Here is a 13819-nt window from a genome sequence, read left to right as displayed (position 1 = left end):
CACAGCATGCTGACCCTCGTCCTGGTGGTGATCCTGGCCGCGCTCGTTTTCGAGTTCATCAACGGCTTCCACGACACCGCCAATTCCATCGCCACCGTGGTGGCGACCAAGGTGCTCTCGCCCGGTTGGGCGGTGATGCTCGCCGCGTTCATGAACCTGCTGGGTGCGCTGACCGGCACCGCCGTGGCCCTGACCATCGCGTCGGGCCTGCTCAACACCAACGTGGTCGACGTGACCCCGCAGGTGATCCTGTGCGCGCTGCTGGGCGGCATCATCTGGAACCTGATCACGTGGTGGAAGGGCCTGCCGTCCTCGTCCTCGCACGCGCTGATCGGCGGTCTGTGTGGTGCCGGCCTGGCCGCAGCCCACAACAACTGGGACGCGCTGATCTGGTCGGAACGCCTCGGCAGCTGGGCACAGAACAAGGGCCTGCTGTGGAAGGTGTTCGTGCCGATGATCACCTCGCCGATTGCCGGCTTCCTGCTCGGCATCGTGGTGATGGTGCTGCTGTGGGCGCTGATCGCCGGCCTGGCCAAGATCGGTGGCGCGATCGGTCGACTGGCCCGCCCGCGCATCGTCAATGCGTTCTTCGGCAAGGCACAGATTGCCTCCGCGGCCTACATGGGCTTCGCCCATGGCCACAACGACGCGCAGAAGACCATGGGCATCATCGCCATGACCCTGATCGGCGCCGAAGCGACCGGCGCACTGAACGACCTGCCGTCGTGGCTGGCCTTCATGCATCCGGACGCGCATGCCGGTGAGGGCATCGCCATGTGGATCGTGCTGACCTGCGCGGTGGTGATGGCCGCCGGTACCGCCTCGGGCGGCTGGAAGATCATCAAGACCCTGGGCCACAAGATGGTCAAGCTGCACCCGATCCACGGCTTCGCTGCGGAAACCAGCTCGGCCACCGTGCTGACCGTGGCTGCCCATTTCGGCATGCCGGTGTCGACCACCCACAGCATCTCGACCGCGATCATGGGCGTTGGCTTCGCCAAGAACCCGCGTTCGCTGCGCCTGGGCGTGATCGAGCGCATCGTCTGGGCCTGGATCCTGACCATCCCGGCGGCAGGCGGCTGCGCCTACCTGATCCTGAAGCTGTTCGAGCTGTTCGGCTGGGCCTGAGGGTCCACGTCATCGCCGAAAACAAAAAGCCCGCCGGATTCCGGCGGGCTTTTTTCATGGGCAGATCATTTTTCCGTACCCATCGTGCCGACCAACGGTCGGCACCCACCAACAGCAGCAGGAAGTCGACACCATCAACAGCAGCAGTCGGTCAATCACCCACCATCAGCAGCAGGAACCTGTCGAAGGCGGGGTGGGATGGGCTTGCAGGACCGTTGGCGCCATGGATGGCGCCATCGAGCCCCCATGGATGGGTTTACGGCGTGTCCTGCAAGCCCATCCCACCCCGCCATCCCACGTATCCCGGCTTTTGACGTTGCCGTTGCCGTTGCCATTGATCCGGCGGGTGCCGGGCCGCAGGCCCGGCCGAACCCCCTCAATTACGCTGGAACAGCGCCTGCACATCCCTGCGGAACGCCGCCTGGCTGTCAGCACGGCTATAGAACATGTGCCCACCCGGATAGCTGCGCACCTGCACGCGGTCCGGGTTGCTGCCCATCGTCGGCATCTGGTCCACCGTCAGGATCGAACCCATGAACGGGCACGACAGGTCGTTCCAGCCGTGCACGATCAGCACCTGCAGGTGCGGGTCGATCGCAACGGCCTGGCGCAGCTGGGTCACCGCACCCTCGCGCAGGTCGCCATTGCGATCCCACAGACGGTTCACGTCGTAGTTCAGCGCCTGGTAGCGCGCATCCACTTTCCAGCCAACCTCACGGGTGACGAAGTCGACCATCGCCGTGGTGGTCGGCGCGATGATGCTGTCCAGCAGCGGATCATTGGCGCGCTGCTCCGGATCATTCGGGAATGGATCGAACGCGGTGACATTGGAATCGTAGCGGCTGCCCAGCGTGCCCTTGTCGCGGAACACCTCGCGCAGGTAGGCCTGGGTCTCCAGGCGGCCACCGGCGCGGCGCACGAACTGCGGGTCCAGGCCGGTCAACTCGGTCACCCGGCGCAGCATCGCCTCGGTTGCCTGCGGATCGCTGCGGCCCTTCATCAGTGCGGTGGCGTAGTCGCCGCGGGTGTACTCGACCACCTCGCGCATTGCAGTGTCGGTCAGCTTGCCCTGGCGCTCCAGGTGCGCAGCAGCGATCGAGGGCAGGGTCTGCATCCACGCCATCGGCGAGACATCGGCGTTGTCTTCCAGGGTCGGGCTCAGGTAGGGCGACACCAGCACCAGGCCGTTCATCGCTACGCCAAGACGCGTCTGCAGGAAATGGGTGATGCGCGGGCCGCGATAGCCGCCATAGCTCTCGCCGGTCAGGTACTTGCGCGACGCCATGCGCTGGTTGCGCAGCAGCCAGTCGTAGATGGAGCGCGACAGGTACTCGATGTCGGCGCTGGGGTTGTACAGCTGCTTCTTTGCGTCCTCATCGCCGATGCGGGCACGGCTGAAGCCGGTTCCCACCGGGTCGATGAACACCAGGTCGGTGAAGTCCAGCCAGGTGCCCGGATTGTCATGCAGCTTCGCCGGCGCCGAGGCGCTGTCGCCTTCCGAACCGAAGGTCACCACCTTCGGGCCGATGGCGCCCAGGTTGAGGTACACCGAGGACGCGCCGGGGCCGCCATTGAGCGCGAAGGTCACCGGCCGGTCCTTGCCCGGCATGGTGTAGGCGGTGAACACCACATCGGCGATCACCTTGCCCTTCGCATCGCGTACCGGCAGCGTGCCGACGGTGGCGGTGTAGTCGAGGGTGCGCCCCGCCAGGCGCATGCTCTGCCGAGCCGACGCATCGGCCGGCAGCGGAACGGCTTCGGTCTTTTCTTCTTTCGTTTCGGAGGTGCCGTCAGCAGCAGGGGCGGCCAGCGTGCAGGCAGGAGCAATCAGCAGGCCGACGCAGAGCGCGGCAGAGTGCAGCAGGAACTTCATGGCACCGGAACGGCAGCGGAAGGGACCCCGATGCTAGGACGGGGTGCCGCGTACCGTATGTGTCCAAAGGCATGGGCCAGCGTTGTGGCCTGATCCGGTCAAGCAAAGGTGGGTGAGCGCACCGCGTCGTCGACCAGCAGCCCATACACGGCCGAGTCCGCGAGCTCCCCCTGGATGCGCCAGCGCTGCCGCAACAGGCCTTCGCGGTGGAAGCCCAGGCGTTCGAGCACATGTGCCGAGGCGTGGTTGCGTGGATCGATCTCCGCTTCGACCCGATGCAGGCGCAGGGTGTTGAACAGATAGGCCAGCACCTGCTGCAGTGCTTCGTGCATGTAGCCGTGGCCCTGTCTGGCAGGCGCCAGCAGATAGCCGATTTCGGCACGGGCCGCGTCGCGATCCAGCGCAAACACCACGCAGATGCCCAGCAGCGGGCCGTCCGCCGATTCGCGCAGGGCCAGCTTCAACTGCGTGCCGGTCGCCTGTGCGGCCAGGTCGTCGTCGATCTGCGCGCGTGCTTCGGCGGGGCGCGTCCAGGCTGGGTGGTTCCACCAGTGCATCACGTCCGGGTCGGACTGCAGGGCGAACAGGGCCGCGGCGTCGTCGCGGCGGATGGGGCTCAGCACCAGGCGTGCGCTGTGCAGCGGCAGCCCGGGAAACAGCAGCGAGTTGGCGGGCAATGGGGTCGTCCACGCGGATGAGCGCGCATTATGGACCCGCAGGGTTTGCCGATGGGGGCGTGATGTCTGTAGAGCCGAGCCGATGCTCGGCTGCCCGGCACGGCGCGAAATGCAGCCGAGCGTGGGCTCGGCTCTACAGGAGGGCCGCGAGCGTCAGGCTTCCAGCGAAGCCAGATCGCCCTTGCTCTCCAGCCAGCCCTTGCGATCGGATGCTCGCTTCTTGGCCAGCAGCATGTCCATCAGCGACCGGGTCTGCTCACCATCGTCGATGGTCAGCTGCACCAGGCGACGGGTGTCCGGGTGGATGGTGGACTCGCGCAGCTGCGGCGGATTCATCTCGCCCAGGCCCTTGAAGCGGGTCACATTGATGGCGCCCTTGATCTTCTCGCGTTCGATCTTGTCCAGCATCGAGCGCTTTTCTTCCTCATCCAGTGCGTAGAACACCTGCTTGCCCACGTCGATGCGGAACAGCGGCGGCATCGCCACGAACACGTGGCCGGCATCGACCAGGGCCGGGAAGTGCTTCAGGAACAGTGCGGTCAGCAGGGTGGCGATATGCAGGCCGTCCGAGTCCGCGTCGGCGAGGATGACCACCTTGCCGTAACGCAGGCCGGCGATGTCTTCCTTGCCCGGGTCGCAGCCGATGGCCACCGCCAGGTTGTGTACTTCCTCCGAGGCCAGCACGCTGTTGGAGGACACTTCCCAGGTGTTGAGGATCTTGCCGCGCAGCGGCAGGATCGCCTGGAAATCCTTGTCACGGGCCTGCTTGGCGCTGCCGCCCGCCGAGTCACCTTCCACCAGGAACAGTTCGGTGCGCGACAGGTCCTGGCTGATGCAGTCGGCCAGCTTGCCGGGCAGGGCGGGGCCCTGGGTGACCTTCTTGCGGACGACCAGCTTCTCGGTCTTCAGGCGCGCGCTGGCGCGCTCGATGGCGATCTGCGCGATCTTCTCGCCCAGCTCCACGTTCTGGTTCAGCAGCAGGCTGAACGCATCGTGCGCGGCGCCTTCGACGAAACCGGCGGCCTGGCGCGAGGACAGGCGTTCCTTGGTCTGGCCGCTGAACTGCGGGTCGGTCATCTTCAGCGACAGCACGAACGACACGCGGTCCCATACATCTTCCGGGGCCAGCTTGACGCCACGCGGCAGCAGGTTGCGGAAGTCGCAGAATTCGCGCAGCGCCTCGGTCAGGCCGGTGCGCAGGCCGTTGGCGTGGGTGCCGTGCTGCGCAGTGGGAATCAGGTTGACGTAGCTTTCCTGCACCAGCTCGCCTTCCGGCAGCCAGGCCACGGCCCAGTCCACGATCTCGGTGTCTTTCTTCAGGTTGCCGACGAACAGCTCGGCCGGCAGCATCTCGCGATCGCCCAGTTCCAGCTTCAGGTAATCGCGCAGGCCGTCTTCGTAGTACCAGGTATCGACTTCACCGGTGGCTTCGTCGGTCAGCTTGACGGTCAGGCCCGGGCACAGCACGGCCTTGGCACGCAGCAGGTGCTTGAGCGCGCGCACGGCGAACTTGGGCGTATCGAAGTACTTCGGGTCCGGCCAGAAGCGCAGGCGGGTACCGGTGTTCTTCTTGCCGACGGTGCCGACCACTTCCAGCGGCGAGGCGCGGTCGCCATTGCGGAAGGTGATGCGGTGTTCGGCACCCTCACGCTTGATGTGGATTTCCACCAGGGTCGACAGCGCATTGACCACGCTGACGCCGACGCCATGCAGGCCGCCGGAGAAGGTGTAGTTGTTGTTGTTGAACTTGCCGCCGGCATGCAGGCGGGTGAGGATCAGTTCGACGCCCGGGATCTTCTCTTCCGGATGGATGTCCACCGGCATGCCGCGGCCGTCATCGCTGACCTCCACGCTGCCGTCCTTGAACAGGGTGATCTCGATCGAGCGGGCATGGCCGGCGAGGGCCTCGTCCACCGAGTTGTCGATCACTTCCTGCGCCAGGTGGTTCGGGCGCGCGGTGTCGGTATACATGCCGGGGCGGCGCTTGACCGGGTCAAGGCCGGACAGGACTTCAATATCGGCGGCGTTATAGCGGGCGTTCATCTGTCTTCGAAAGCGTGGAGCGACGGGCAAGTGTGCGGTCTGGACCGGGAATTTGCACGCCTGCGGTTCAGCCTCGTTGGCGGGGAGGGGGTAAAATGGCAGCCGCTGGAACCGAACACCGGCGCCCCCCATATCCGAGCCATACCGCGAGGAGGACTCCATGAAGAAGTTGCTGACCATTGCGATCCTGGCTGCCGCCGCTGTTGCCGTGCCGATGGTGTTGGCGCAGAACGCGGGCCAGCCTGCTCCGCAGCAGGGTGACCGGGCCGACAAGGCGCAGTCTGAAGCCGACGCCAAGGCCAAGCGCCGCGCGCAGGCCAATGCCGAGATGAAGGCCAAGGGCCAGCCGGTGCCGCAGCAGGAAGAAGAGGAAGAGGCGAGGAAGAAGAAGTAATTCTTCAGCCCCTCCGAAGCCCTTGCCACAAGGGTTTCATCCCTGAACGCCCCGCCCAGCGGGGCGTTTCTTTTTGCCGATGGCGCCATCTGCCCCTTGGGTTGGCGGCCATCTATCTGTAAACTATGGCTTTCCGGGAGTAAGTGCGTGTCCACCCTTTGCGAATGGGCTGGAACGGCCATGCGTGGCCTCCAGCAAAGCGGGTCGCAGGTGACGGTCGAAATGACCGGCACGGCCGCCCCGACCTCGCACGAGGGTTCCTGCCAGGCGCTTGCCGCTGGCTGGACCGCCACCTCCCTCGCTGCACCAGCGAACCGGAAAACCCCCTTTCTGCTCCACGCCCGCCCCCCGGGCAGGCGTGGCGCCGCCGTTTTCCATTTCCAGACAGGATGCTTGCAGCCATGACTCCCTTGATTTTCGTAACCGGCGGCGTGGTGTCCTCGCTCGGCAAAGGCATTGCCGCTGCGTCACTGGCCGCCATTCTCGAAGCCCGTGGCCTGAAGGTCACGATGATGAAGCTCGATCCGTACATCAACGTTGACCCGGGCACCATGAGCCCGTTCCAGCACGGTGAGGTGTATGTCACCGACGACGGCGCCGAGACCGATCTCGACCTGGGCCACTACGAGCGCTTCGTGCGCACCCGCCTGAGCCGCAAGAACTCGGTCACCACCGGTCGCATCTACGAAGAAGTGATCCGCAAGGAGCGCCGCGGCGACTACCTGGGCGCGACCGTACAGGTCATTCCGCACATCACCGATGAGATCCGTCGCTGCATGGACGAAGCCACCGAGGGCTTCGACGTGGCGCTGGTGGAGATCGGCGGCACCGTCGGCGACATCGAGTCGCTGCCGTTCCTGGAGGCGATCCGCCAGGTGCGCACCGAGCGTGGCCCGGAAAAGGCACTGTTCATGCACCTCACCCTGGTGCCGTACATCGCCGCCGCAGGTGAGCTGAAGACCAAGCCGACCCAGCACTCCGTGAAGGAACTGCGCTCGATCGGCATCCAGCCGGACGTGCTGCTGTGCCGCTCGGAACAGCCGGTGCCGGATTCGGAGCGTCGCAAGATCGCCCAGTTCACCAACGTCTCCGAGCGCGCGGTGATCAGCGTGCCCGACGTCGATGTGCTGTACCGCATTCCGATGGGCCTGCACGCACAGGGCCTGGACGAGATCGTCATCAACCAGCTGAAGCTGGCCGACAAGGCCGGTCCGGCCGATCTTTCGATGTGGGAAGACGCCGTCGATGCCACCCTGCATCCGCTGGATGCGGTGACCATCGCCGTGGTCGGCAAGTACATCGACCACCAGGACGCCTACAAATCGGTCGGCGAGGCACTCAAGCACGGTGGCCTGCGCCAGCGCACCAAGGTCACCCTGAAGTGGCTGGAAGCGCAGGACCTGGAGGGCAGCGACATGTCCGCGCTGGCCGATGTCGATGGCATCCTGGTGCCGGGTGGTTTCGGCGACCGTGGCTTCGAAGGCAAGGTGCTGACCTCGCAGTACGCCCGTGAGCAGAAGGTGCCGTACTTCGGCATCTGCTACGGCATGCAGGCTGCCGTGGTCGACTACGCGCGCCACGTGGTGGGCCTGGAAGACGCCAACAGCACCGAGAACGATCGCCAGTCGCCGAACCCGGTGATCGGCCTGATCACCGAGTGGCGCACCGCCACCGGCGACGTCGAAAAGCGTGACGACAAGAGCGACCTGGGCGGCACCATGCGCCTGGGCCTGCAGGAACAGCGCCTGAAGCCGGGAACGCTGGCCCGCGAGCTGTACGGCAAGGACGTGGTTGCCGAGCGCCACCGCCACCGTTACGAGTTCAACAACCGCTACCGCACCCAGCTGGAGGACGCAGGCTTGGTGATCGCCGGCAAGTCGATGGATGACACCCTGGTGGAGGTGGTTGAACTGCCGCGCGACCAGCATCCGTGGTTCCTGGCCTGCCAGGCGCACCCGGAATTCCTGTCCACCCCGCGTGATGGCCACCCGCTGTTCATCGGCTTCATCCGTGCCGCGCGCGAGCGCAAGGCCGGTGGCAAGCTGCTGCAGGAAGTGCGCGCCTGACTTGTCATGGGGGCCGCCGGCCCCCATCTTGCTCGCTTCAACCCCAGCGCACCGGCATTGCCGGTGTAGCGGACAACAAGGAAACGCCATGAAACTGTGTGGATTCGAGGTCGGGCTGGACCAGCCCCTGTTCCTGATCGCCGGCCCCTGCGTGATCGAGTCGATGCAGCTGCAGCTGGATACCGCCGGCAAGCTGAAGGAAGTGACCGACAAGCTCGGTGTGAACTTCATCTTCAAGTCCAGCTTCGACAAGGCCAACCGCACCTCCGGCACGGCCTTCCGTGGCCCGGGCATGGAAGAGGGCCTGAAGGTCCTGGCCGAGGTCAAGAAGCAGATCGGCGTGCCGGTGCTGACCGACGTGCACGAATACACCCCGATGGATGAAGTGGCCTCGGTGGTGGACGTGCTGCAGACCCCGGCGTTCCTGGTCCGCCAGACCGATTTCATCCGCAAGGTGTGCTCGGCCGGCAAGCCGGTCAACATCAAGAAGGGCCAGTTCCTGGCGCCGTGGGACATGAAGCCTGTCGTCGAGAAGGCCAAGGCCACCGGCAACGAGCAGATCATGGTCTGCGAGCGTGGCGCCAGCTTCGGCTACAACAACCTGGTCAGCGACATGCGTTCGCTGGCGGTGATGCGCGATACCGGTTGCCCGGTGGTGTTCGACGCCACCCATTCGGTGCAGTTGCCGGGCGGGCAGGGCACCAGTTCCGGTGGCCAGCGCGAGCATGTGCCGGTGCTGGCCCGTGCTGCGGTGGCCGTGGGCATCTCCGGTCTGTTCGCCGAGACCCACCCGGACCCGTCCAAGGCACTGTCCGATGGCCCCAACGCGTGGCCGCTGGACCAGATGGAAGCCCTGCTGGAGACCCTGATGGAGCTTGACGCGGTAACCAAGAAGCACGGCTTCTCGCGCTTCGCGTGAGTGAGCACCCGAGGGCGGCGCTGGAAATCCAGCGTCGTCGCCGGCACTGGCGGCAGTGGCCGTGGGGCCTGATCGCACTTGGCCTGGCCCTGCTCTCGGTGTCGGGCGTGTTCGCCATCGGCATGCTGTTCGGTGCCGGCATGCGCCCGTCCAGCGCCGGCGGCCCGGTAGTGAACCTGATGCCCTTCGTCATCGCCCTGGCGGTGGCCGAAGTGCTGACCATTTCCTCAGGGTTTTTCGCTGCGGTGCTTGGCTGGCGCCTGAACCGGGGCAGGGTCACCGCTGCACTGGCGATGGTCCTGCTGTCGCTGTGGGTGGGCACCCTGCTGCACGATCTCCTTTGATGAATACGACACCTGAACCCTCGCGCAGCTGGCCGTGGGGCCTGATCGCCCTGTTGCTGTCGGTGCTCGCTTGGGGCGGGTTGCTGCTGGGCGTGCTGGCCTTTGCCGCCAGCTTCCGGCCGCCGGGGGATGGCAACAACGGCGTGCAGGCCGTGCAGTACTGGATGCTGGCGGCGCTGGTCACGCTGGTGCTGTCTTTCGTGGGCAGCCTGGTAGCGATGGTGATGGCCTGGCGACGGCGGCGCGGACCGGTGTGCGCGGCCATTGCGGGCGCGCTGCTGGTGATGCTGGTATCGCTGGTGATGATCGTGATCGGGTCCAGCTGGGGCTGACGCCGCTCAGGCCATTTGGCAAGTGAGGGGTAGCCGGGGATAATCACGCGGCATTCGTTTTTGTCGCCCCCTCTCCATACAGGTAACCGGCCCGACCATGAGTACGATCCGCAGCATCCATGCCCGTGAAATCCTCGACAGCCGTGGCAACCCCACGCTGGAAGCCGAAGTCACCCTGGAGGACGGTTCGTTCGGTCGCGCCGCGGTTCCCTCCGGCGCATCGACCGGCACCAAGGAAGCGGTGGAACTGCGTGACGGCGACAAGACCCGTTACCTGGGCAAGGGCGTGCGCAAGGCCGTCGACAACGTCAACGGCGCCATCGCCAACGCACTGAAGGGCTTCGAGGCCACCGACCAGGCGGGCCTGGACCGTCGCCTGATCGATCTGGATGGCACCGAGAACAAGGGCCGCCTGGGCGCCAACGCGCTGCTGGGTGTTTCCATGGCCGCCGCACACGCTGCCGCTGCCTCCAGCAAGCAGGCGCTGTGGCAGTACCTGGCCGGCAAGACCGGCGCGACCCCGTCGCTGCCGGTGCCGATGATGAACATCATCAACGGCGGCGCGCACGCCGACAACAACGTCGATTTCCAGGAGTTCATGGTGCTGCCGGTCGGCTTCACCTCGTTCTCCGAAGCGCTGCGTGCCGGCACCGAAATCTTCCATTCGCTGAAGTCGGTGCTGAAGGGCCACGGCCTGAGCACGGCGGTGGGCGACGAAGGCGGCTTTGCGCCGGACTTCCGCAGCAACGTCGAAGCGCTGGACACCATCCTCGAAGCGATCGGCAAGGCCGGTTACACCGCCGGTGAAGACGTGCTGCTGGGCCTGGACGTGGCCTCCAGCGAGTTCTTCGAGAACGGCAAGTACAACCTGGTCGGCGAGAACAAGCGCCTGACCTCCGAGCAGTTCGTCGACTTCCTCGCCGACTGGGCCGCGCAGTATCCGATCATCACCATCGAAGACGGCCTGGCCGAGAACGACTGGGCGGGCTGGAAACTGCTGACCGATCGCATCGGCAAGAAGGTGCAGCTGGTCGGCGACGATCTGTTCGTCACCAATCCGAAGATCTTCCAGGAAGGCATCGATTCGGGCACCGCCAACGCGATCCTGATCAAGGTCAACCAGATCGGCACCCTCAGCGAAACCCTGGAAGCGATCGCCATGGCCGACCGCGCCGGTTACGCCGCCGTGGTCTCGCACCGCTCGGGCGAAACCGAAGACACCACCATCGCCGACATTTCGGTGGCCACTACCGCCACCCAGATCAAGACCGGCTCGCTGTGCCGCAGCGATCGCGTGGCCAAGTACAACCAGCTGCTGCGCATCGAGGAAGCTCTCGGTGCCGGCGCGCGTTACGCGGGTCGTGACGCGTTCGTGTCGCTGAAGCGCTGAGCCGATGCGCGACTGGCGCTGGCTGCTGTTGTTGCTGGCCCTGCTGCTGGCATGGCTGCAGTACCGTTTCTGGTTCGGCCCGGGCAATTCGGGTGAAGTGATGATGCTCGAAGCCCAGGTCGCCAACCAGGAACGGGACAATGACGGTCTGCAGCAGCGCAACGATGCGCTTGCTGCCGAAGTGAAGGACCTCAAGGAAGGCCAGTCCGCCATCGAGGAACGCGCGCGCAGCGAGCTGGGCATGATCAAGCCCGGCGAGAAGTTCTACCGCGTGGTGGAAGATGCACAGTCGCGACCGGCGCAGCCTGCGGCGGTCACGGCCCAGGCCGGCGACCATCCGGCGGACGTGCCATGAGTGCCGCTATCTGGGTGGTCGTTCCGGCAGCCGGCCGCGGCACGCGTTTTGGTGCGCCGTTGCCCAAGCAGTACCTGCAGGCAGGCGGGCAGACCCTGCTCGCCCACACCCTGGACGCGCTGCTTGCGCACCCGGCCGTGGCCGGGGCGATGGTGGTGATCGGCGCGGACGATGCTGATTGGCCGGGCTGGACGGAATGGGCCGGCAAGCCGGTGCTGACCTGCACCGGTGGCGCCACCCGCGCCGCCTCGGTACTGGCGGGGCTGCAGGCCCTGCCGGACAGTGTGCGAGCCGATGAATTCGTGCTGGTGCACGACGCGGCGCGTCCGAATCTGTCGCAGGCCGATCTTGGCCGCCTGCTGGAAGTGGGGCGTACCGACCCGGTCGGCGCGATCCTGGCTGCGCCGGTACGCGACACCCTCAAGCGCGCCGGTGACGATGGCGGCATCGACGGCACCGAGCCGCGTGAGCGCCTGTGGCGTGCATTGACGCCGCAGTTGTTCCGCCGTCACCAGCTGATCCGCGCATTGTCCGAAGCGGCTGCCGTCGGCATCGATGTCACCGACGATGCGATGGCCATGGAGCGCCAGGGCCAGCGCCCGCTGCTGGTGGAAGGCAGCGAGGACAACTTCAAGGTCACCACCCCGGCCGATCTGGATCGTTTCGAATTCGTACTCTCCCGCCGCGCCGGCTGACCGCCCGCGCGGCCCTGCTGCAAGGGCTGCATCCATGAGCACCTCCCCGTTCCCGCCCGTCCGTATCGGTCAGGGCTACGACGTCCATGCCTTCGGTGAAGGCGACCACATCATGCTCGGCGGCATCGCGGTACCGCACAGTTGCGGTGTGCTTGCGCACAGCGATGGCGACGTCATCCTGCACGCGCTGTGCGACGCCATGCTCGGCGCGATCGCGCTGGGCGACATCGGCCAGCACTTCCCGCCCAGCGACGACCGCTGGAAGGGCGCGGACAGCAGCGAGTTCGTGCGCCATTGCGACAGCCTGCTGCGCGAGCGCGGCTGGCGTGTCGGCAACACCGACATCACCGTGATCTGTGAGCGACCCAAGGTCGGCCCGCATGCCCTGGCCATGCGTGAGCGCATCGGCGAACTGTTGCAGCTGCCGCTGGACGCGGTGAGCGTCAAGGCCACCACCTCCGAGAAGCTGGGCTTCACTGGCCGCGGCGAAGGCATCGCTGCGCAGGCCGTCGTCCTGCTGGTGACCGCATGATTCCGCTGCCACTCGCGTTCGGCGCGCCGCTGCTGCAGGCGCGCATCCGCACCACGCCGGAAGACTTCCAGGTCGATGAACTGCCGGCCTTCGAAGCAACCGGCGAAGGTGAGCACCTGCTGCTGCATATCCGCAAGCGCGGTGCCAACACGCAACATGTGGCCAAGGTACTGGCGAAGTGGGCGGGCCTGCCGGAAATGGCGGTCAGCTATGCTGGCATGAAGGATCGCAACGCGGTCACCACCCAGCGCTTCAGCGTGCACCTGCCCAAGCGCGTCGCGCCGGATCTGGCCGAGCTGGCCAGTGACGAGATCGAGGTGATCGAGGCCACCTGGCACAACCGCAAGCTGCAGCGCGGTGCGCTGGCCGGCAACCGCTTCAAGCTGGTGCTGCGTGATGTGCAGGGTGACGCCAGTGCAATCGACGAGCGCCTGCAGCAGATCGCCACGCGCGGCCTGCCGAACTGGTTCGGCGAGCAGCGCTTTGGTCGCGATGGCGGCAATGTTCCGGCCGCGCTGGCCATGTTTGGCGGTCGCCGCATGCGCAAGGACCAGCGTTCGCTGCTGTTGTCGGCGGCACGTTCGGCGCTGTTCAACCGTGTGTTGGCCGCGCGGGTAGAGCAGGGCTGCTGGGATCAGCCGCTGCAGGGGGAAGTGTGGATGCTGGACGGCAGCCGCAGCGTGTTCGGCCCCGAGCCCTACGGCGATGTGCTGGCAGAGCGCCTGGCGCGCTTCGACATTCACCCCAGCGCCCCGCTGTGGGGCGAGGGTGAGCTGCGCAGCAGTGACGCCGCCCGTGAACTGGAACTGGCGGCGCTGGACGATGACGAATCCAAGGCGCTGCGTGTTGGCCTGGAAGAGGCGCGGCTGAAGCAGGAGCGGCGCGCGCTGCGCCTGCGTCCGGCGCTGCTGCAGCATCAGTGGCTGGCCGACGACGTGCTGGAGCTGTCCTTCGCGCTACCGCCGGGCTGCTACGCCACGGCCGTCCTGCACGAGCTCGGCCCGGTCGAAGACGCTTCGCAGGCCTGAACGGAAAAGGGCGCGGAGGCGAAGAGCATCCACGCATGGCGTG

General features: G+C 66.3%; 14 protein-coding genes. 11 read left to right on the top strand and 3 right to left on the bottom strand.

Annotated features, from left to right (window positions below):
- Positions 1 to 6 precede the first annotated feature (6 nt).
- The gene (locus HUT07_RS11890) at positions 7 to 1128 is read left to right on the top strand and encodes an inorganic phosphate transporter (RefSeq protein ID WP_176021107.1); all 1122 of its coding nucleotides are present in this window, start codon (positions 7 to 9) and stop codon (positions 1126 to 1128) included.
- A 376-nt stretch (positions 1129 to 1504) separates the two neighbouring features.
- Here HUT07_RS11890 and HUT07_RS11885 read toward each other — a convergent pair whose 3' ends face one another.
- From HUT07_RS11885 to parE, 3 genes are all read right to left on the bottom strand, one after another.
- Positions 1505 to 3001: a S10 family peptidase gene (locus tag HUT07_RS11885; protein ID WP_176021106.1), complete on the bottom strand. Its 1497-nt coding sequence runs from the start codon at positions 2999 to 3001 to the stop codon at positions 1505 to 1507.
- A gap of 98 nt (positions 3002 to 3099) precedes the next feature.
- Positions 3100 to 3678: a GNAT family protein gene (locus tag HUT07_RS11880; RefSeq protein WP_176021105.1), complete on the bottom strand. Its 579-nt coding sequence runs from the start codon at positions 3676 to 3678 to the stop codon at positions 3100 to 3102.
- A 153-nt stretch (positions 3679 to 3831) separates the two neighbouring features.
- Complete coding sequence (gene parE / locus HUT07_RS11875; protein WP_176021104.1) at positions 3832 to 5721, bottom strand: DNA topoisomerase IV subunit B; 1890 nt, start codon at positions 5719 to 5721, stop codon at positions 3832 to 3834.
- Positions 5722 to 5881: 160 nt separating this feature from the next.
- Here parE and HUT07_RS11870 point away from each other — a divergent pair, with 160 nt between their 5' ends.
- From HUT07_RS11870 to truD, 10 genes are all read left to right on the top strand, one after another.
- Complete coding sequence (locus tag HUT07_RS11870; protein WP_176021103.1) at positions 5882 to 6115, top strand: hypothetical protein; 234 nt, start codon at positions 5882 to 5884, stop codon at positions 6113 to 6115.
- A gap of 401 nt (positions 6116 to 6516) precedes the next feature.
- Positions 6517 to 8181, top strand: coding sequence for a CTP synthase (locus HUT07_RS11865; protein WP_100464696.1), 1665 nt, complete (start codon positions 6517 to 6519; stop codon positions 8179 to 8181).
- A gap of 88 nt (positions 8182 to 8269) precedes the next feature.
- Positions 8270 to 9100, top strand: coding sequence for a 3-deoxy-8-phosphooctulonate synthase (gene kdsA / locus HUT07_RS11860; protein ID WP_014036736.1), 831 nt, complete (start codon positions 8270 to 8272; stop codon positions 9098 to 9100).
- Positions 9097 to 9444 (top strand): hypothetical protein, encoded by a 348-nt coding sequence (locus tag HUT07_RS11855; protein ID WP_176021102.1) that lies wholly within the window; start codon positions 9097 to 9099, stop codon positions 9442 to 9444. Before kdsA ends, HUT07_RS11855 begins: the two co-directional genes overlap by 4 nt.
- Entirely contained in the window at positions 9444 to 9776 is a 333-nt protein-coding gene (locus HUT07_RS11850) for a hypothetical protein (protein WP_176021101.1), read from the top strand. Before HUT07_RS11855 ends, HUT07_RS11850 begins: the two co-directional genes overlap by 1 nt.
- 97 nt (positions 9777 to 9873) lie before the next feature.
- A complete protein-coding gene (gene eno, locus HUT07_RS11845; protein WP_176021100.1) occupies positions 9874 to 11166 on the top strand; it encodes a phosphopyruvate hydratase in 1293 nt (430 codons plus the stop codon).
- Positions 11167 to 11170: 4 nt separating this feature from the next.
- A complete protein-coding gene (gene ftsB, locus HUT07_RS11840) occupies positions 11171 to 11521 on the top strand; it encodes a cell division protein FtsB (RefSeq protein WP_176021099.1) in 351 nt (116 codons plus the stop codon).
- The gene (gene ispD / locus HUT07_RS11835; RefSeq protein ID WP_176021098.1) at positions 11518 to 12216 is read left to right on the top strand and encodes a 2-C-methyl-D-erythritol 4-phosphate cytidylyltransferase; all 699 of its coding nucleotides are present in this window, start codon (positions 11518 to 11520) and stop codon (positions 12214 to 12216) included. The genes ftsB and ispD overlap by 4 nt, the downstream gene beginning before the upstream one ends.
- Positions 12217 to 12250: 34 nt before the next feature.
- Complete coding sequence (gene ispF, locus HUT07_RS11830; RefSeq protein ID WP_176021097.1) at positions 12251 to 12748, top strand: 2-C-methyl-D-erythritol 2,4-cyclodiphosphate synthase; 498 nt, start codon at positions 12251 to 12253, stop codon at positions 12746 to 12748.
- Positions 12745 to 13776, top strand: a complete 1032-nt coding sequence (gene truD / locus HUT07_RS11825; protein WP_176021096.1) for a tRNA pseudouridine(13) synthase TruD — start codon at positions 12745 to 12747, stop codon at positions 13774 to 13776. Before ispF ends, truD begins: the two co-directional genes overlap by 4 nt.
- Positions 13777 to 13819 lie beyond the last annotated feature (43 nt).

The organism is Stenotrophomonas sp. NA06056 (genome assembly GCF_013364355.1).
Taxonomy (GTDB): Bacteria; Pseudomonadota; Gammaproteobacteria; order Xanthomonadales; family Xanthomonadaceae; genus Stenotrophomonas.
This window is presented reverse-complemented; position numbering and strand designations above follow the sequence as displayed.

Coding starts and splice junctions, on each gene's coding strand:
- HUT07_RS11890 (WP_176021107.1), top strand. CDS start 7: ATGCTGACCCTCGTCCTGGTGGTGATCCTGGCCGCGCTCGTTTTCGAG.
- HUT07_RS11885 (WP_176021106.1), bottom strand. CDS start 3,001: ATGAAGTTCCTGCTGCACTCTGCCGCGCTCTGCGTCGGCCTGCTGATT.
- parE (WP_176021104.1), bottom strand. CDS start 5,721: ATGAACGCCCGCTATAACGCCGCCGATATTGAAGTCCTGTCCGGCCTT.
- HUT07_RS11870 (WP_176021103.1), top strand. CDS start 5,882: ATGAAGAAGTTGCTGACCATTGCGATCCTGGCTGCCGCCGCTGTTGCC.
- HUT07_RS11865 (WP_100464696.1), top strand. CDS start 6,517: ATGACTCCCTTGATTTTCGTAACCGGCGGCGTGGTGTCCTCGCTCGGC.
- kdsA (WP_014036736.1), top strand. CDS start 8,270: ATGAAACTGTGTGGATTCGAGGTCGGGCTGGACCAGCCCCTGTTCCTG.
- HUT07_RS11850 (WP_176021101.1), top strand. CDS start 9,444: ATGAATACGACACCTGAACCCTCGCGCAGCTGGCCGTGGGGCCTGATC.
- eno (WP_176021100.1), top strand. CDS start 9,874: ATGAGTACGATCCGCAGCATCCATGCCCGTGAAATCCTCGACAGCCGT.
- ftsB (WP_176021099.1), top strand. CDS start 11,171: ATGCGCGACTGGCGCTGGCTGCTGTTGTTGCTGGCCCTGCTGCTGGCA.
- ispD (WP_176021098.1), top strand. CDS start 11,518: ATGAGTGCCGCTATCTGGGTGGTCGTTCCGGCAGCCGGCCGCGGCACG.
- ispF (WP_176021097.1), top strand. CDS start 12,251: ATGAGCACCTCCCCGTTCCCGCCCGTCCGTATCGGTCAGGGCTACGAC.
- truD (WP_176021096.1), top strand. CDS start 12,745: ATGATTCCGCTGCCACTCGCGTTCGGCGCGCCGCTGCTGCAGGCGCGC.